Genomic DNA, 18,111 nt, shown 5'->3' with positions numbered 1-18,111 from the left:
GGGCGGTCCCTGCGGACCATCCCGCGCCTGCCGAATCCGAGCCGCCTTCACCATGAAATCGCCCGTACAGATCAAGCGCGTATACGAAGAACCCGAAGACACCGACGGCCTGCGCGTGTTCATCGACCGGCTCTGGCCGCGCGGCGTGTCCAAGGACGCGTTCCACTACGATCTGTGGTGCAAGGACCTGGCGCCCAGCCCGGCGCTGCGCACCTGGTTCGGCCACAAGCCCGAGCACTGGGACGGCTTCCGCCGCGACTATGCCGCCGAATTGCGGGACGAACAGGCACAGGCCCGCATGGGCGAGGTCTTCGAGGCGGCCCGGGGCCGGCGCATCACCCTGGTGTTCGGCGCCAAGGATCCGGAACACAATCACGCGCTGATCCTGGCGGACGCGATGAACGACTACGCCCGGCGCCACCGCCTGGCCTGAACGAACACGCGGCGGCGCCGCGCCGGCCGCGCGCGATGCCGTCCCGGCCCGTGACCACGGGCCTGAACGCGGGGTCCGTCGCTCCGCAACCTCCTCGGGGAAGGACATGCTGCTGGTCTATTTCGGTTCGCAGTCGGTCTGGGCGCTGTCGCTGCTCGGGCTGATCCTGCTGCTGGCCGCGGTCATCGCCATCCAGGCGCATCGCGGCCGGGCACGGGGCGGCAACGAAGAGCTGCCCGGCATGACCGGCGAAGTCACCCAGGCCTCCGATGCGCGGGGCCGGGCCCGCGCCCTGGTGCGCGGCGAGATCTGGCAGGTGCATGCGGACACGCCCCTGCGGCCGGGGCAGGCCGTGCGGGTCCGGAGCGCGCGCGGCCTGATGCTGGAAGTCGAACCCGTCCCCGAGCGGGATGTTTCCCTGGGAGAACCCTCATGATGTTCCTGGAACTGGATTCGGGCCTCGGCCTGCTGGCACTCGTCTTCCTGGTGTTCGTGCTGTTCAAGCTGTTCCGCATCCTGCGCGAATACGAGCGCGCCGTGATCTTCACGCTGGGCCGCTACACCGGCAGCAAGGGGCCGGGGCTGATCATCGTGATCCCCTTCCTGCAGCAGGCGGTGCGCGTGGACATGCGTGTGGTGACGCTGGACATCCCGCCCCAGGACGTGATTTCCCGCGACAACGTGTCGGTGCAGGTGAACGCCGTGCTGTATTTCCGGGTGGTGGATCCCGGCAAGGCCATCATCCAGGTCGAACGCTACCTGGAAGCCACCAGCCAGCTGGCGCAGACGACGCTGCGGGCGGTGCTGGGCAAGCACGAACTGGACGAGATGCTGGCCGAGCGCGAAAAGCTGAACCTGGACATCCAGACCATCCTGGACGCCCAGACCGACGGCTGGGGCATCAAGGTCACCAACGTCGAGATCAAGGACATCGGCCTGAACGAGACCATGGTGCGGGCCATGGCGCGCCAGGCCGAGGCCGAGCGCGACCGCCGCGCCAAGGTCATCCACGCCGAAGGCGAGCGCCAGGCGGCCCAGGCCCTGGCCGACGCGGCCCATACCCTGGCCCGGGAGCCGTCCGCCATGCAGCTGCGCTACCTGGAAACCCTGTCCCAGGTGGCGGGCGACAAATCGTCGACCCTGGTGTTCCCGATCCCCATCGACCTCCTGGCGGGGTTCATGGGGCCATCGCGTCCGCCTCGGCCAGAAGCTGACCGATGACGGCGCCCGCCCGCAGGTCGTCCAGCCGGCCGAAGTGATGCAGGCGCACGCCGCCCCGGGCGTCCAGGATCACCAGGGACGGCGTGCCCTGGAGGCCCCAGGCCTGCATGGTCAGGGGAATCGGGTTGCCGGACGGGGCGGGGCGGTCGATGCCCACGGGAAAACGGATCCGGTATTCGTGCAGGAACGCCCGCAGCGCGACCTCGCCCATGGCGGCGTGATGCTCGAAGACCGTGTGCAGCCCGATCACCTGGACGCGGCCCGGCGGAAAGGACTCGTGGATCGCCTTGGCCTGGGGCAGGCCGTGGGACACGCAGCCCGGGCACAGCATCTGGAAGGCGTGCACGACCACCACGGATCCGCGCAGCGATTCCAGCGTGGGCGGAACGTCGTCGTGGACGTTCAGCCAGGTCTCGATGTCCCAGGGGGGAGGCAGCGCGCCGTTGATCATGATCAGTTTCCGTGGTGAGGCCGGTCCATTCCATCATAGGACGGACGTACAATCGTGGAAAGGCGCCCGCGCGGGAAAACCTACAATTCGTAGTGGTAATCTCCCGCGCATTCGGCGACCATGGTGTAATGATGCGCCTTCGCCGCACGGTGTGTGCCGGCGGCGTGGCGATACGGGGGCGCCATGGGGCGCCCATCGGAAACTTCCCTGTATGACGGAGAATTCACACATGAAACTGTCCGCTCTCGCCCTGAGCCTGTCCCTGCTGGTCATGGCTCAGGCCGCTCACGCTGCGCCGGACTTCGCCCAGGTCAAGGAAATCCTGACCAAGAACGCTTGCCTGGCCTGTCATGCGGTCGACAAGAAAGTCGTCGGGCCGGCGTACATCGATGTCGCTGCCAAGCACAAGGGCCAGGCGGACGCCGCCGAAGTCCTGACCAAGCACATCAAGGGCGGCAGCTCCGGCGTCTACGGCCCGATCCCGATGCCTCCCAACGTCGCCGTCTCCGACGCCGACGTCAAGACGGTGGTCGAGTGGCTGGTGGCCGGCGCCCCGCACTGATCGCCCAGCGCTCGAGAAGACCCTGCGCGCGGCTGTCAGCCGCCGCAGGGTTTTTTGATTTCGGGGTCCGGGGACGGACCCATCCTTCATCATCACAGGAGCCGGCATGAACCGAGTGGATGTTTTCTCGGGCCTGGAAACCCAGTCCATTTCCGTTGAAGTCCTGCGGGAAAAATACGCCAAGGGCGACGAAACCTCGATCGTCGAGATCCAGCAGCGCGTGGCGCGCGCGCTGGCCGCGGTCGAGAAACCCAGGCAGCGCGCCCGCTACCGGGCCATGTTCCTGGACGCCCAGCAGCGCGGGTTCATTCCCGCCGGCCGCATCAATTCGGCCGCGGGCACGGACCTGGCCGCCACGCTCATCAACTGCTTCGTCCAGCCGGTCGGAGACTCCGTGTCCGATCCCGTGGACGGCCGGCCGGGCATCTACGACGCCCTGCAGAAGGCCGCCGAGACGATGCGGCGCGGCGGCGGGGTGGGGTACAACTTCAGCCACATCCGGCCCGCGGGCGCCATCGTCAAGGGCACGGCCTCGAAGGCGTCCGGGCCCGTGTCCTACATGCGCGTGTTCGACCGCTCCTGCGAAACCGTGGAATCGGCCGGCTCGCGGCGCGGCGCGCAGATGGGTGTGCTCGACGTCGGCCATCCCGACATCGAGACCTTCATCGAGGCCAAGCAGACGGCCGGCGAGCTGACCAATTTCAACGTGTCGGTCAGCGTCACCGACGAATTCATGCGCGCCGTCGAGAACGACACGGCGTTCCCCCTGACCCATGCGGCGGAGCCCGCGGACGACCTGAAGGCCGCCGGAGCCCATCGCCGCGAGGACGGCCTGTGGGTCTACCGCGAGATCCGGGCGCGCGACCTGTGGGACCGGATCATGCGGTCCACGTACGACTATGCCGAGCCCGGCGTGCTGTTCCATGACCGGATCAACGGCGAGAACAACCTGCACTACCTGGAAACGCTGGACGCCACCAACCCGTGCGGCGAGCAGCCCCTGCCGGGCTATGGCTGCTGCTGCCTGGGTTCCATCGACCTGACGCGCTTCGTGCGCGACCCCTTCGGGATGCAGGGCGAGCCCTCCGTGGACTGGGACGGGCTGGCCGAGGTCGTGGCGGTGGCCGTGCGCATGCTGGACAACGTGCTGGACGCCACCGTCTGGCCCCTGCCCGAGCAGGCGGCGGAAGCCGCCCGCAAGCGCCGCGTCGGCCTGGGGGTCACGGGCCTGGGCGACGCGCTGATCATGCTGAAGCTGGCCTACGACAGCGAACCCGCGCGCGCGATGGCCGCCCGCTTCGCCCGCGAGGTGGCCCACGCCGCCTACCGCGCCTCGGTCGAACTGGCCCGCGAGCGCGGCCCCTTCCCGGGCTTCCAGGCCGGGCCCTACCTGGACAGCGGCTTCGCCCGGCGCCTGCCCGAGGACATCCGCGCCGCCATCGCCGAGCATGGCATCCGCAACAGCCATCTCACCTCGATCGCCCCGACCGGCACGATTTCCCTGGCCTTCGCCGACAATGCCTCCAACGGCATCGAGCCGCCGTTCTCCTGGACCTACACGCGCACCAAGCGCATGGCCGACGGCGGCAAGCAGGACTACGTGGTCGAAGACCACGCCTACCGGCTCTACCGCCTGATGGGGGGCGACGTGTCCGGCGAACTGCCGCCGTATTTCCGCACCGCGCTGGAGATCTCCGCCCGCGACCACGCGCTGATGGTCGCCGCCGTCAAGGATCACGTCGACGCCGCGATCTCCAAGACCGTGAACGTTGCCGCGGACTATCCCTACGAGGACTTCAAGGACCTGTACATGCAGGCCTGGAAGCTCGGCCTGAAGGGCATCACCACCTATCGCCCCAGCGGCAAGCGCGGCGCCGTGCTGTCGGTCGCGCCCGCGCCCGACACGCCCGCCCAGCCCGAGGCCATCTCCCTGTCCGAGGCCGACCGCCGCCTGGTGCTCAAGCGCGTCATCGAGCCGGTGCTCAACAGCCTGCGCTGGCCCAACCGCCCGCGGCTGCCGCGCGGCGCATCCTGCTGGGCGTCGGACGCCATCGAGTCCCCCGAAGGCAGTTTCGTGGTCTTCGTGTCCGACCTGCAGAACCGGCCCTTCGAGGTCTGGGTCAACGGCGCCCGCCCGCCGCGCGGCCTGGGCTCGGTGGCCAAGATGCTCAGCCTGGACATGTACACGGACGACTTCCCCTGGCTCAACCGCAAGCTGGAAGTCCTGGCCGGCACCAACGGGGGCGCGCCCTTCCAGATCCAGGATCCGGAGGCCGGCGAGCCGATCTGGGTGCCCTCGACGGTGGCCGCGCTGGCGCGCCTGGTGGCGTTCCGCCACCGCACCCTGGGCATCGATGCCTCGGTCCAGGCCAAGTCCGCCATGATGGAGGCCCTGATCGCGCCGCGCGAGCCCAAGACCGGCCCCGACGGGACGATGGGCTGGATCTGCGACGTCCTCAACCCGGTCACGGGCGACGATTTCGTGCTGATGGTCAAGGAACTGCGCATGCCCGACGGTTCCACCCGGCCGTACTCCGTCTGGGGCGCCGGCAAGTTCCCCCGCGCGTTCGAAGGCCTGTTCAAGCTCCTGAGCCTGGACATGCGCATCGTCGATCCGGCCTGGATCGCCATGAAGCTGCGCAAGCTGATGAACTATGCCGAGCCCCAGGGCGACTTCCTGGCCCGCGTGCCCGGCGCCGACAAGTCCAGCTCCTTCCCCTCGACGGAAGCCTACATCGCCCGCCTGCTGATCCACCGCTACGCGATGCTCGGCATCCTGGACGAGCACGGCGAGCCCGTCGAGCAGATGGGCGTGGTGCAGGCCGAGTCCGACGCCGCCGCGGCGCCCGCCCATCCGGCCCGCCCGGCGCCCGTCGTCAACGGGACCGAGTGCCCCGAATGCCACCTGCACAGCGTCATCAAGAAGGACGGCTGCCAGTTCTGCACCCACTGCGGATACACGGGGGCATGTGGATGAGACAGGACACGGGACAGTCCCTGCGGACTGTCCCGTGCCTGTCGAATCCGAGCGGCCTGCAGGCCGCGAGGTGGGGGAAACAGGGATAGAATGATTCCCCCGGCCCGGGGAGGCCGGGGACTCGATCACTCAACCAAGAAGTGTCATGAATCACCAATATGATGTCCTGATCATCGGCAGCGGCCTGTCCGGCCTGACGGTGGCGCTCCACCTGGCGGCCGACAAGAAAGTCGCCGTGCTGTCGAAGAAAGCCCTGCTGGACGGCGCCAGCAACTGGGCCCAGGGCGGCATCGCCGCCGTGCTGGACTCCCAGGACAGCCATGACGAGCACATCGCCGACACGCTGGTGGCGGGCGCCGGCCTGTGCGACACCGACGCCACGCGCCACATCGTCGAACAGGGCCGCTCGGCCATCGACTGGCTGATCGAGCTGGGCGTGCCCTTCACGCCCGACCAGGGCGCCGAACTGGGCTTCCACCTGACCCGCGAGGGCGGCCACAGCCAGCGGCGCATCATCCACGCGGCCGACGCCACCGGCCATCTGGTCCAGCTCACCCTGGAGCAGCAGGTCCGCGCCCACCGCAATATCACCCTGCTGGAATACCATTCCGGGGTCGAGCTCATCACCAGCCGCATCCTGGCCGGCGAGGGGCCGATCCCGGCCGACCGTCCGGCCCGCTGCCTGGGCGCCTATGTCTACGACGAGCGCGCCGACCGCGTGCACACCATCCTGGCGTCCCACGTGGTGCTGGCCACGGGCGGCGCGGGCAAGGTCTACCTGCACACCAGCAACCCCGACACCTCCACCGGCGACGGCATCGCCATGGCCTGGCGGGCGGGCTGCCGCGTGGCCAACATGGAATTCATGCAGTTCCACCCGACCTGCATGTACCATCCGCAGGCCAAGTCCTTCCTGATCTCCGAAGCCGTGCGCGGAGAGGGCGGGGTGCTGCGCCTGCCGGCCTCGGCCGGCGCCCAGGCGGGCGAGCGTTTCATGCAGTGGCACGACGAGCGGCTGGAACTGGCCCCGCGCGACGTGGTGGCCCGCGCCATCGACTTCGAGATCAAGAAGCGCGGCCTGACCCACGTCGACCTGGACATCAGCCACCGGCCGGCCGAATTCATCCGCGAGCACTTCCCGACCATCCACGCCCGCTGCCTGGAATTCGGCATCGACATGACCCGCGAACCGATCCCGGTGGTGCCGGCGATGCATTTCACCTGCGGCGGGGTGGTGGTCGACATGAATGGCCGCACCGACATCCCCGGCCTGTATGCGGTGGGGGAAACCGCCTACACCGGCCTGCACGGCGCCAACCGCCTGGCCAGCAATTCGCTGCTGGAATGCCTGGTGATCGGCCGCAACGCCGCGCACGACATCGACGCCCAGCCCGCGGCGGAGCCCCTGCCGGGCCGGGTACCGGAATGGGACGACAGCCGGGCGCGGGACAGTTCCGAGGCCGTGCTGGTCACGCACGCCTGGGACGAGGTCCGCCGCCTCATGTCCAATTATGTCGGCATCGTGCGCACGCAGAAGCGCCTGGGCCGCGCGCGCCAGCGCATCAGCCTGCTGGACCAGGAAATCGAATCGTATTACCAGGAGCACCGGGTCACCAGCGACCTGCTGGAATGCCGCAACCTGATCCAGGTCGCGGCCCTGGTGGTGGCCGCCGCGCTCTCGCGCAAGGAAAGCCGCGGCCTGCACTATTGCCAGGATTTCCCCTGGACGCTGCCGCGGGCGATGCCCACCGTGATGACGCCGGAGGACGGCTTCCGCTGAGGCCTTCTCAGACGATCCGCAGGGAATAATCGACGGCCTGGATGTCCTTGGTCAGGCTGCCGATGGAAATCCGGTCCACGCCCGTCTGGGCGATCGCGCGCACGGTGTCGTGGCGGATGCCGCCGGAGGCTTCCAGCAGGGCGCGGCCGGCGTTCAGCGCGACCGCCGCGGCCAGATCGTCCAGGCTGAAATTGTCCAGCAGGACGGACACGGCGCCGGCGTCCAGCGCCTGCCGCAGTTCGTCCAGCGATTCGACCTCGATCTGGACCGGAGCGCCGCCCGAGACTTCCTGCGCGGCCCGCAGGGCGGCGGCGATGCCGCCGGCCGCCATGATGTGGTTTTCCTTGATCAGGATGCCGTCGTACAGGGCCAGGCGCTGGTTCCGGCCGCCGCCCACGCGCACGGCGTATTTCTCGGCCAGGCGCAGGCCGGGCAGCGTCTTGCGGGTGTCCAGGATGGCCGCGCGGGTGCCGGCCGTCAGGTCCACGTAGCGGCGGGTGGCCGTGGCCACGCCCGACAGCAGCTGCAGGAAGTTCAGGGCCGTGCGCTCGGCGGTCAGCAGGGCGCGCGCGGGGCCGTGCAGGCGGCAGACCACGGAATCGGCCTCCATCAGGTCGCCTTCGGCGTAGGCCCAGTCGAGCAGGATGCGCTCGTCCACCCGGTGCATCACCGCCTCGAACCAGGGCGCGCCGCACAGCACGGCGGGTTCGCGCACGATGACGCGGGCGGCCTCGACCTGTTCTTCCGGGATCAGCAGGCCGGTGAGGTCGCCCGGGCCGATGTCCTCGGCCAGGGCGCGCTCGATGTTGGCCTCGAAGGACGACTGCAGGGCGGGCGGGAAGGGGGCGTGGGGATTGCGCAGCGTGGAAGGGGGCGTGGAAGGACTCATGCCGGACCGATCCCGGAAAACAGGGCCTGTTCCTGCGCGAGGTCGGGACCGGGGCGCGTGTCGCGGCGGCGCGCGGCGGCGAAGTCCAGCATGCGGTCGATGCAGACCTTGGCCTGGCGGCCCAGGGCCGGATCCAGGTGGACTTCGTTGGTGCCGAATTCCAGCGCGTCGGCCACGCCCTTGAGGGAATTCATGGCCATCCAGGGACAGTGGGCACAGCTCTTGCAGGTGGCGGATTCGCCGGCCGTGGGCGCGGCGATGAAGGTCTTGCCCGGCGCGGCCAGGCGCATCTTGTGCAGCAGGCCCTGGTCGGTGGCGACGATGAAGGTCGTGGCCGGCGATTCGGTCACGGCCGCCAGCAGCCGCGAGGTCGAGCCTACGACGTCGGCCTGGGCCACGACGGAGGCGGGCGATTCGGGGTGCACCAGCACCAAGGCGCCCGGGTGCTCCTTGCGCATCAGGTCCAGCTCGATGCCCTTGAATTCATCGTGCACGGTGCAGGACCCCTGCCAGAGCACCATGTCCGCGCCGGTTTCGCGCTGGATGTAGGAGCCCAGGTGGCGGTCGGGCGCCCAGAGGATCTTCTTGCCCTGGCGGTGGAGTTCGGAGACGATGTCCAGACCGATGGAGGACGTCACCATCCAGTCGGCCTGGGCCTTCACGGCGGCGCTGGTGTTGGCGTACACCACGACCGTGCGGTCGGGGTGCCGCGCCCGGAACGCGGCGAAGGCCACCGGATCGCAGCCCAGGTCCAGGGAACAGGTGGCGTCCAGGTCGGGCATCAGGATGCGTTTCTCGGGGGAGAGGATCTTGGCCGTCTCGCCCATGAAGCGCACGCCCGAGACCACCAGGGTATCGGCCGCGTGGTCGCGCCCGAAGCGCGCCATTTCCAGGGAATCGGAGACGCAGCCGCCGGTTTCCTCGGCCAGGTCCTGGATGTCGGCGTCCACGTAATAATGCGCGACCAGGGCGGCGTTGCGGGATTTCAGCAGGCGCCGGACGCGGTCCTTCTGGAATTCGCGTTCCCGGGGGGACAGCGGCGGATTCACCCGGGCCCAGGCCTCGGCTACCGTGTGGGTGCCGACGGCCATGTCCGGGCGGTCGAATTCGACGATTCGGGTACCTGAGGGCATGATGGTTGGGATCGAAGCGGAAAAACGGGGAGAAGACCATCATACGACAAAGCCGCCCGCACCGCCCGGCGCGCCCTTGCGCGCGCAAAGGGCATCGGCGCTCCGGACGGACCCGGTTCGCCGCCTCGCCCGCTTTCCGGCGGACTCCGCGTGGATGGAAATCGCAGCCATCGCCGTTATAATTCGCGCCACCCCCGATGTGCCTCCTCTCATGACCGTCTTCCTCGTTCCGGGAAACTGATGCTCGCCCTGGCCCTGTTCGTCCTGACGCTGGCGCTGGTCATCTGGCAGCCGCGCGGCCTGGGCATCGGCTGGAGCGCCTGCCTGGGCGCCGGGCTGGCGCTGCTGACCGGCGTCATCCAGCCGGCGGACATCCCGGTGGTCTGGGGGATCGTCTGGAACGCCACCGGGACCTTCGTCGCGGTCGTGATCATCAGCCTCCTGCTGGAGGCCGCCGGCTTCTTCGAGTGGGCCGCCCTGCACATGGCCCGCTGGGGCGGGGGCCGGGGCGGGCGTCTGTTCGTCCTGATGATCCTGCTGGGCGCCGGCGTCAGCGCGCTGTTCAACAATGACGGCGCGGCGCTGATCCTGACGCCCATCGTCGTCGCCATGCTGGCGGCGCTGCGGTTCTCGCCCCGGGCGACGCTGGCCTTCGTCATGGCGGCCGGTTTCATCGCCGACACCGCCAGCCTGCCGCTGGTGGTGTCCAACCTGGTCAACATCGTCACGGCGGATTACTTCGGCATCGGCTTCGCCCGCTACGCGGCCGTCATGGCGCCGGTCGATCTCGCGGCCATCCTCGCTTCGCTGGCGGTCCTGGGCCTGGTGTTCCGCCGCGCCATCCCGCCGCGTTACGACGCGCAGCGGCTGCCGGCGCCGGCGACCGTCGTGCGCGACCGGCCGACGTTCCTGGCGGGGTGGGGCGTGCTGGCGTGGCTGCTGCTGGGCTTCTTCGTGCTGGAGCCCCTGGGCATTCCCGTCAGCGCCACGGCGGCGGCCGGCGCCCTGGCGCTGGCCCTGGTCGCCGCGCGAGGCGGGCGCATCCCGGTCCTGCGCCGGGTGCGCGGAGCCCCCTGGCAGATCATCGTGTTCGCCCTGGGAATGTACCTGGTGGTCTACGGCCTGCGCCATGCGGGCCTGACGGAGTTCCTGACGCGGGCGCTGGACTGGCTGGCCGGGCAGGGCGTCTGGACGGCCACTCTGGGCACGGGCCTGCTGAGCGCGGTCCTGTCCTCCCTGATGAACAACCTGCCCACGGTCCTGATCGGCGCCCTGTCGATCGAGGCGTCCCAGGCGCATGGCGTCGTGCGCGAAGCCATGATCTACGCGCACGTGATCGGCTGCGACCTGGGCCCCAAGCTGACGCCCATCGGCAGCCTGGCCACGCTGCTGTGGCTGCACGTGTTGCGCGGCCGGGACATCCGCATCGGTTGGGGGCAATACTGCCGCATGGGGCTGGCGCTGACGCTGCCGGTGCTCGCCACTGCGCTGGCGACGCTGGCCTGGCGGATCGGCTGAGCAGCCCGACAAGCCATTGTGCGACGCCGGTCCCGGACGCTATTGACGATGGTCGACGATGCGCTCCCGCGGCTGGCGGGATCGGGTGCCGCGGCGATGCGGTGGCGGATCGGATGGGGGCCGCCGTCACTGGCTGGCGCCCAGCCTGCTCAGGGCTTCCGGGTTGCGTATGCTCAGGTGCCGCCGCCTGACGTCCAGGATGTGCGCAAGCTGCAGGCGGGTGAGCACGCGGCTGACCGTCTCGAGCTTCATGCCCAGATGGAGGGCGATATCTTCGCGGGTCATCTTCAGGACGAACTCCCGCGCGGAGTAGCCGCTGGCGGCCATCCGCTCCGAGATGTCCAGTAGGAAGCTGGCAATGCGTTCTTCGCTATTCATGCTTGCCAGAACGATCAGCAGGCGCCTGCAGTGATTCGTCTCTTGCGCGATCGCCCTGTTCAGCTGCAGTATCGCCATCACATCGGCCCTGGAACAGGCCACCAGATCGGAAAACGGCAGGACGCATACCAGGGAGTCTTCCAGGGCGACCGCGGTGCACACGTATTTTCCGGTTTCTATGCCGTCGAGGCCCAGCAATGCGCCCGCCATGGGAAAGGACACAATCTGCTCCATGCCGGTGCAGTTCGTGATGCGCAGTTTCATCGATCCGGCATACAGCTGATAAAGATTGAAACAGGCATCGCCGGCGCGATAGAGGGACTGTCCCCGATGTATGGGGCGGCGATCGATGACACCGCCCGGGAACGGCTGGCGGCCGCCATTTTTTATGTTGCGGCATAGGTCGGCAACCGGACATGTTCCCGCGGCGGCCAGCCTGCATGGGGCGGGAGGAGGGGCGTGTGGGACGAGTGGCCGGGGGTGGGGTCCCGGATCGCGCAGGCTGCCGCTCCCGGCTGGCATATGGACGGTGTTCATTGCATGCCTCATGTGGCCGGGTGGGCCACGGTTCGAACGGGTGACGATGGTCAGTATTGCCGGGGCGAAGCCGATCGCGCTATCGGCGGATTCGGATAGTTCCCGCCGAAAAGGACTACGGATGTAGGAATATTTCTACGGGCTCCGCCCACGTGTCGCCGGGCATGGCCGCGACGTTTCGGAATGTCCGGAGCCTATTCCGGATTTTCCGGATGCAGGTCCATGGTTTCCTGCTCATCGACGAGGCGGTGCCTGATTGCATAACGGACCAGGTCGGTCTGGTTGCGCATATGCATCTTGACGAACAGCCGGGTCTTGTAGGTGCTGACGGTCTTGACGCTGATGAACAGGCGCCGGGCGATCTCGGAATTGGTCTGGCCTTCCGCGAGCAACTGAAAAACGGTGAATTCGCGATCCGACAGCAGGAGATGGGGGGTATCGTCATGGCTGCCATGCCGTTCGAACGCAATGCTTTCCGCCAGCGCCTGGCTGAGGAAATGTCCGCCCATCGCCACTTTGCGCACCGCCTGGACCAGTTCTTCCGCCGCGCCGTCCTTGGTCAGGTAGCCCGCCGCGCCGGCCTTGATCGCCCGGACCGCATATTGTTGTTCCCCATGCATGGTCAGCACCAGGATGGGAACCTTGGGGTATTCCGCCCGGATCTGGCGTATCAGGTCGATGCCGTCGCGCCCGGGCATCGACATGTCGAGCACCAGCACATCCCAGTGCCGCCGGGCCAGAAGGGCCAGCGCCTCCTGGCCGTTGCCCGCTTCGCCCTCCACGACGATATCGCTGGTTTGATGGAGCAGGCGCTTCAGGCCTTCGCGCAGCAGCGTGTGATCGTCCGCGAGCAATAGCGAAATCATGGGCGTCTTCCTACGGGGAACCCGGTTGTTCCAAGGGCACGAGCACTTCCAGCCGGAGGCCCCCCTTGGGGCGGGTGTGGATCGATACGGTGCCGTTCAACAGGCGCACGCGTTCCCGCATGCCCAGCAGGCCCAGGCGCTTGGGCAGCGCCCTGGCCAGATGTTCGGGCGTCGTGCCCATGCCGTTGTCCTGCACGATCAAGGCGCACTGCGCCTCGGCGCAATAGAGCTCCAGCAGGACGTTCGTCGCGCGCGCGTGCTTTGCGATGTTCGTCAGCGCTTCCTGGGCGACGCGAAACAGCACGGTGCTCATCACGGTCGAAAATTCCTGCTGCCCGACATCGATGCGGGTTTTCACATCGACGCCGTAGCGGGAAATGAAGTCCGAAGTGAGCCATTCGACCGCGGCGGGCAGGCCGAGGTCGTCCAGCATGACGGGCCGCAGGTCGGACGCGATGCGGCGCAGGGAAGTGAACGCGCTCTTGATCAGGTGCCGCATCGCGTCTATGTGGCCGGGCCCGGCCGCGAGGGATGGGGGCAAGGCCGCTTCGAGCTGGGATAGTTCCATCGAAAGGGCCGTCAGGATCTGGCCGATGTCGTCGTGCAATTCCCGCGCGATGTGCCTTTTTTCCTGCTCCCGCTCGCGCAGCAATGCATTGGACAGCCGTGTGAGTTCGTCGCGCGAGGCGCGCAATGCCTGCTCGGCCTGCAACCGTTCCGTGATGTCGCGGAGAAAGACCGTCAGGTAGACGCCCGTCGGCGTTTTGATCCGGGAGATCGACGCCTCCATGGGGAATTCCTCGCCGTTGGCCTTCAGGCCCCACAGCGGCATGCCCGGCCCCATGCTGTGTCTGGAAATGCCCGTGGCCTGAAAACGCGCGGTGTGTTCCGCATGGGCCTTGCGGAAGCGGGCGGGGATGAGGATGTCCAGGTCCCGGCCTATCACCTGTTCCGCGTCATAGAGAAACGCCTTTTCCGCCGCGCGATTGAACAGGACGACGCGATGCGCCGCATCGACCGCGATGATCGATTCGCCGGTGGAGCGGACGATGTCGGCAAGCGGGGGGAGCGTGAACGAATCGATCATTGCATCATCCCCGATGAACTCCTGGATCCGGAAGGGTCAGGCAGGCGAATCCGTCATTTCGAACCGCAGGAAGGGCAAGCTGCAATTTTACGCCAGCGGGCCTGTTTCCGGCAGAAGGCGCATGCAGATTCCATGCGGGTTTCAAGTGATCTCAACCGGAAACGGGAGGTGCCGGCGGCGCCTCCCGCGGGCAGGCCGTTCAATCCGGTCGGGCTTCCTGTTCCACGAGCGTGCGCAGGATGTCGCGGCGGCCGACGAGGCCGACGATCTTTCCCTCCCGGGTGATGGGAACCCGTTTGATGCCGTATTTCAACATCACCTCCGCGATTTCCGCGAGGCTCGTCCGTTCGTCCCGCGTGATGACCGGGCTCGTCATGACGCTTGCCGCCGTCATCTCGCCAAGTTGCAGGCTGTGCAGGAATTCAAGATTCATCGGCCCGCCTTCGGCCAGACGGTCCAGCCAATGATTCAGCCTTTGCTGGTGGCCGCCGCCCTTTCGCCTGATGAGATCGCCTTCGCTGACCACGCCGGCCAGCGAGCCGTCGTTCGCAGTCACCATGACCGCGCTGATGTTTCTGCGCAGCATGATGTGAATGATCTCCGATACGGTGGTTCCGATGCCGACGCTCAGCGGGGAGGCGGTCATTACTGCGTGCGCAAGCATGGGGTTTTCTCCGGAATCGGGAGCGGCGGGCCGATCGGGGTGCGGCTGGCGCGGGCTGAGCAGGATGCGGGGGATCGCGGCCATGATGCGCACCAGTCAATGCGCGCCCGCCCGCTGTGGATCGGATTCCGCCCGCTGTGGATCGGACTTGCGATTCGCGGACGGGGCGGTGGCCTGCCCGTCCAGGACGGTCCGGACCAGTTCCAGCATGTACTGGTTCCAGCGGCCGATCTGCTCGGCGTACGCTTGTTGCTGCCAGGAAGCGCACTGCGCCATGTCGCTGGCGTTTTTCAGCTTGCCCGCGCATTGTGTGGCGGCCTCGGCGAATTCGGCGTCGGCGCGGCGCTGCATGTCCCGCAAGCGCTCCATGTGGGTAAAGTAGGTTCTCCAGGCGTCGAGCATGATGGTTGCCCCGGCCTTGTAAAGCGACGTCGATGTGTCGTTCCGTTCCATGGCGATCTCCTTGCCTGACCACGTATCACGCCATCAGTATGCATTTCATGCATTCCGGTTTCTTGACTTCCGTCAGTACTCGGCAGAGGGACCCGATCGAAGCATCTTCGCGGGGATTGATGCGCATCAATGGGGCATGCGGCACTGCGGTTAGGATGGGATGGAGCGGAGAACGATCCCTTTGCCGAAATCCAGAATCCGGATCGGGAGAACGAAGATGGGGCATTTGCCTGAATCTGTGCTGGAAGTCCTGAAAGACAGGCTGATCCGCCTGCGCGACGATGCCCTGAACGAGGCCCTGACTGCCGAAATCCGCGGTCTGTCGCCGCTTGCGACGAGGGATGGAGAAGTTCCGGACCGGGCTGAACGCGCCGAAGCCTGGCGCGAGGAAGAAATCGACAAGGTCGAAACCGCCATCGATCATCAGCGGGCTCGTGCCGCGGATGCGGCATTGCGGCGGATCGAGGATGGATGCTACGGCGCATGCGAGGATTGCGGGCGTGCGATTTCGCGGGCGCGCTTGCTTGCCCTGCCTGCCGCGCTGCGTTGTGCCGCGTGCCAGCAGGCTTACGAACGACGCCAGGGCCATGATCGTCCGGTCCGGCTGGGGCGGCCATGATGGCGGAACCGCGTCGAATGAAGGCGATGGTCCTGCGCCAATCCGGGCGTGCCCTGTGCCATGAAGAAAGGGATCTTCCGTCCCCGGGGCCCGGCCAGGTGCGCGTGCGCGTCGAAGCGTGCGCCGTGTGCCGCACGGACCTGCACGTCGTGGATGGAGAACTGCCGGACCGGAAACTGCCCATCGTGCCGGGGCACGAGATCGTCGGGATCGTCGAGGCGGCCGGGGAAGGCGTCGCCGGCATCGCTCCGGGCGCGCGGGTGGGGGTGGCATGGCTGGCGAGCACGTGCGGCGCCTGCGCGTATTGTCGCGAGGATCACGAGAATCTCTGCGAGTCGGCCGCCTTTACGGGCCATACGCGGGATGGCGGATTCGCGAGCCACGTGATCGCCGAGGCGGCGTATGTGTTTCCTCTCCCCGGCGATGCCGACCCCGTCAAGCTAGCTCCCCTGATGTGCGCCGGCCTGATCGGCTGGCGGTGCCTGCGCGCGCTGGGCGCGGCGCAGCATGTCGGCCTGTACGGTTTCGGCGCGGCCGCGCACCTCGTCGCGCAGGTGCTCCGCTGGGAGGGCAGGGCGTTCCACGCCTTCACGCGTCCTGGCGACGAGCGGAGCCAGGCGCTGGCGCGCTCGCTGGGTGCGGCCTGGGCCGGCGGATCGGATGCCATGCCTCCGGCGCCGCTGGACGGCGCCATCATCTTCGCGCCCGTCGGATCGCTCGTGCCGGCGGCGCTCGCCGCCGTCCGCAAAGGCGGCCGGGTGGTGTGCGGCGGCATCCACATGACGGACATCCCGTCGATGCCCTACCGCCTGCTGTGGGGGGAAAGATCGCTCGTCTCCGTGGCGAATCTGACGCGGCGCGACGGCCGGGAATTCCTGGAACTAGCCGGCAGGATCGGCATCGCGCCCAAGACGACCGTCTACGTCTTGCGGGACGCCAACCGCGCGCTGGACGATCTGCGGCAGGGGCGGATCGACGGCGCGGCCGTCCTGGTTCCCTGACCGTTTTTTCGCAAGCGTCGCCGATCGCCATCCGGCCGGACAGTCATCGGCCTTACGGCTGCGGAAATGAAAATCGAGATGATAAAAAGAACTCGAGCCGATCGTTGACTGACGTCAATATTATCGGTTTTCGACCTCTTATCCTGGATGGGCGGTTTCCGTGGATCCTGATCCTCGCGGATCGTTTCCATGCCAAATGGCGCACCGCAATTTTCATCCATAAGAGAGGTCGATCATGTACAAAGAACGATGGCAGCCGATCCTGGCCCTGATCCTGGGTGCATATGTCATTGCTTCACCCTGGCTCATTCCTTATTTTCTGGCAGATGCAAGACTGGCGCTGGAGCCTGCGTGGCACCACTATTTCGCGGGCCTGGCCATCGTCATCGTGGCGGTCTTTGCCATCATGTCCTTCGGGTCATGGACGTCATGGCTGGAGGCCTTGCTGGGCATATGGATGATCATCGCGCCATGGCTGCTCGGATTTTCTTCATTGCCCGTCGTCACCTGGAATTCAGTGATCGTGGGCATCGCACTCATCGTGATCTCCGTCGATTCCATGAGGACCGGGCTGATGCAATCGGCGTAGCAGGCCCGGCGCGTCGCCCATGCCGGCCGCCGGCCGGCATGGGTGTGTCCGAACCGCGGCCAATGCGGCCGCTTCCTCCCGTTCTTCCAGGCGCGCCTAGGAAAACTAGTGCGAAAACAGGATCGGGACGGTCATCGATTGCAGCAGGGTCTTCGACGTGCCGCCCAGGATCCATTCCCGCACGCGGCTGCGGTTGTAGAGGCCCATGACGATCATGTCGCAATCATGATCGGTGGCCGCGTTCAGGATGGCGTTGCCGACTCCGACGCCTTCGCTGACCGTGTGCACGGTCTTGGGCGCGGGATAGCCATGCGCGGCGCAGTAGGCCGCCAGGTCCCCCGGCTGGATGTCCAGCGCGCGCAGCATGTCCGGCTGCGGATCGACCGTCAGGACGGTGAGTTGGGACGCCTCGCGCAGCAGGGGGGCGGCATCGGCCAATGCCCGCGCGGCCCGGCGGCCGTAATCCCAGCAGAACAGTACGTTGCGGCCGATGGGCCGATGCGCGTCTCCGATGTAAGGGGCGACCAGCACGGGCCGGCCGGCCGCCATGATCACGGAATCGACCACGCTGGGCGGTATGGCCCAGTTCGGCTGGGCCATATCCGTCTGGCTCATGATCAACAGATCGCATGAACGGGCATGCGCCGCCAGGGCTTCTTCGATGGGGCTCTGGGGCATCCGGCATTGGGCCTGGATTCCCGCCAGCGCGGCCTGCTGCAGGAAATGGGTTTTGATCTCCAGCTTTTCCTGCGTGGATTGTTCCTGCAGCTGGGACAGGATCTGCTGCGAGATTCCCCCTTCGTCGTAGACGTATCGAGGAATGGGCGGATCGACGCAGATGCCGATCAGCTCGGCCTTGTGGCGCGCCGCCAGCTGAATGGCCAGTTGCACGCGGCGCGCCTGGTTGTCGTCTTTGGTCAGGTCAAGTGCGATACGTCCGAGCATGGCGGCCT

General features: G+C 67.4%; 19 protein-coding genes. 10 read left to right on the top strand and 9 right to left on the bottom strand.

Translation table 11 applies throughout. The features are described from left to right. Positions 1–52: 52 nt before the first annotated feature. The 3 genes from ACFO27_RS14835 to ACFO27_RS14825 all read left to right on the top strand — a co-directional run bounded on the left by ACFO27_RS14835 (position 53) and on the right by ACFO27_RS14825 (position 1,654). On the top strand, positions 53–433 hold the full coding sequence (locus ACFO27_RS14835) for a DUF488 domain-containing protein (RefSeq protein ID WP_376818020.1): 381 nt from the start codon (positions 53–55) through the stop codon (positions 431–433). 106 nt (positions 434–539) lie between these two features. Further along, positions 540–869 (top strand): NfeD family protein, encoded by a 330-nt coding sequence (locus tag ACFO27_RS14830; protein ID WP_376818019.1) that lies wholly within the window; start codon positions 540–542, stop codon positions 867–869. Next, positions 866–1,654 (top strand): slipin family protein, encoded by a 789-nt coding sequence (locus ACFO27_RS14825; protein WP_376818018.1) that lies wholly within the window; start codon positions 866–868, stop codon positions 1,652–1,654. Before ACFO27_RS14830 ends, ACFO27_RS14825 begins: the two co-directional genes overlap by 4 nt. Here the strand turns inward: ACFO27_RS14825 and ACFO27_RS14820 are convergent. Continuing rightward, complete coding sequence (locus ACFO27_RS14820) at positions 1,611–2,105, bottom strand: thioredoxin domain-containing protein (protein WP_323030349.1); 495 nt, start codon at positions 2,103–2,105, stop codon at positions 1,611–1,613. The genes ACFO27_RS14825 and ACFO27_RS14820 overlap by 44 nt on opposite strands. A 235-nt stretch (positions 2,106–2,340) precedes the next feature. Between ACFO27_RS14820 and ACFO27_RS14815 the strand changes: the two genes are divergently transcribed. The 3 genes from ACFO27_RS14815 (at position 2,341) to nadB (ending at position 7,424) form a co-directional block, all read left to right on the top strand. Further along, entirely contained in the window at positions 2,341–2,667 is a 327-nt protein-coding gene (locus ACFO27_RS14815; protein WP_376818073.1) for a c-type cytochrome, read from the top strand. A 106-nt stretch (positions 2,668–2,773) separates the two neighbouring features. Further along, on the top strand, positions 2,774–5,644 hold the full coding sequence (locus ACFO27_RS14810; RefSeq protein ID WP_376818017.1) for an adenosylcobalamin-dependent ribonucleoside-diphosphate reductase: 2,871 nt from the start codon (positions 2,774–2,776) through the stop codon (positions 5,642–5,644). 145 nt (positions 5,645–5,789) lie between these two features. Next, the gene (nadB, locus tag ACFO27_RS14805; protein ID WP_376818016.1) at positions 5,790–7,424 is read left to right on the top strand and encodes an L-aspartate oxidase; all 1,635 of its coding nucleotides are present in this window, start codon (positions 5,790–5,792) and stop codon (positions 7,422–7,424) included. A 7-nt stretch (positions 7,425–7,431) separates the two neighbouring features. On the opposite strand, the gene nadC is transcribed toward nadB, so the two are convergent. Both nadC and nadA read right to left on the bottom strand, forming a co-directional pair. Beyond that, a complete protein-coding gene (gene nadC, locus ACFO27_RS14800) occupies positions 7,432–8,313 on the bottom strand; it encodes a carboxylating nicotinate-nucleotide diphosphorylase (RefSeq protein WP_376818015.1) in 882 nt (293 codons plus the stop codon). Next, positions 8,310–9,446: a quinolinate synthase NadA gene (nadA, locus tag ACFO27_RS14795; RefSeq protein WP_376818014.1), complete on the bottom strand. Its 1,137-nt coding sequence runs from the start codon at positions 9,444–9,446 to the stop codon at positions 8,310–8,312. The genes nadC and nadA overlap by 4 nt, the downstream gene beginning before the upstream one ends. A gap of 240 nt (positions 9,447–9,686) precedes the next feature. On the opposite strand from nadA, the gene ACFO27_RS14790 reads away from it, so the two are divergent. Continuing rightward, positions 9,687–10,964: an arsenic transporter gene (locus ACFO27_RS14790; protein WP_376818013.1), complete on the top strand. Its 1,278-nt coding sequence runs from the start codon at positions 9,687–9,689 to the stop codon at positions 10,962–10,964. 126 nt (positions 10,965–11,090) lie between these two features. Here ACFO27_RS14790 and ACFO27_RS14785 read toward each other — a convergent pair whose 3' ends face one another. The 5 genes from ACFO27_RS14785 to ACFO27_RS14765 all read right to left on the bottom strand — a co-directional run bounded on the left by ACFO27_RS14785 (position 11,091) and on the right by ACFO27_RS14765 (position 14,949). Further along, entirely contained in the window at positions 11,091–11,879 is a 789-nt protein-coding gene (locus tag ACFO27_RS14785; RefSeq protein WP_376818012.1) for a helix-turn-helix domain-containing protein, read from the bottom strand. A 194-nt stretch (positions 11,880–12,073) separates the two neighbouring features. Then, positions 12,074–12,745 carry a response regulator gene (locus tag ACFO27_RS14780; protein ID WP_376818011.1) on the bottom strand — a complete coding sequence of 224 codons (672 nt, stop codon included), beginning with the start codon at positions 12,743–12,745 and terminating at the stop codon, positions 12,074–12,076. A 10-nt stretch (positions 12,746–12,755) separates the two neighbouring features. Beyond that, positions 12,756–13,832 carry a PAS domain-containing sensor histidine kinase gene (locus tag ACFO27_RS14775; protein WP_376818010.1) on the bottom strand — a complete coding sequence of 359 codons (1,077 nt, stop codon included), beginning with the start codon at positions 13,830–13,832 and terminating at the stop codon, positions 12,756–12,758. Positions 13,833–14,031: 199 nt separating this feature from the next. Next, positions 14,032–14,580 (bottom strand): CBS domain-containing protein, encoded by a 549-nt coding sequence (locus ACFO27_RS14770; RefSeq protein ID WP_376818009.1) that lies wholly within the window; start codon positions 14,578–14,580, stop codon positions 14,032–14,034. A gap of 12 nt (positions 14,581–14,592) precedes the next feature. Next, complete coding sequence (locus tag ACFO27_RS14765) at positions 14,593–14,949, bottom strand: hypothetical protein (protein WP_376818008.1); 357 nt, start codon at positions 14,947–14,949, stop codon at positions 14,593–14,595. A 217-nt stretch (positions 14,950–15,166) separates the two neighbouring features. Here ACFO27_RS14765 and ACFO27_RS14760 point away from each other — a divergent pair, with 217 nt between their 5' ends. From ACFO27_RS14760 to ACFO27_RS14750, 3 genes are all read left to right on the top strand, one after another. Continuing rightward, positions 15,167–15,568, top strand: coding sequence for a TraR/DksA C4-type zinc finger protein (locus ACFO27_RS14760; RefSeq protein ID WP_376818007.1), 402 nt, complete (start codon positions 15,167–15,169; stop codon positions 15,566–15,568). Positions 15,569–15,585: 17 nt separating this feature from the next. Beyond that, positions 15,586–16,569, top strand: a complete 984-nt coding sequence (locus ACFO27_RS14755; protein ID WP_376818006.1) for a zinc-dependent alcohol dehydrogenase family protein — start codon at positions 15,586–15,588, stop codon at positions 16,567–16,569. A 235-nt stretch (positions 16,570–16,804) separates the two neighbouring features. Next, positions 16,805–17,158 carry an SPW repeat protein gene (locus ACFO27_RS14750; protein ID WP_376818005.1) on the top strand — a complete coding sequence of 118 codons (354 nt, stop codon included), beginning with the start codon at positions 16,805–16,807 and terminating at the stop codon, positions 17,156–17,158. Between the two features lie 105 nt (positions 17,159–17,263). Here the strand turns inward: ACFO27_RS14750 and ACFO27_RS14745 are convergent, their stop codons facing one another. Continuing rightward, complete coding sequence (locus ACFO27_RS14745; protein ID WP_376818004.1) at positions 17,264–18,103, bottom strand: universal stress protein; 840 nt, start codon at positions 18,101–18,103, stop codon at positions 17,264–17,266. Positions 18,104–18,111: the final 8 nt, after the last annotated feature.

It is taken from the genome of Castellaniella denitrificans (genome assembly GCF_042653765.1).
In the GTDB taxonomy this organism is placed as follows: Bacteria; Pseudomonadota; Gammaproteobacteria; order Burkholderiales; family Burkholderiaceae_B; genus Castellaniella; species Castellaniella denitrificans.
This window is presented reverse-complemented; position numbering and strand designations above follow the sequence as displayed.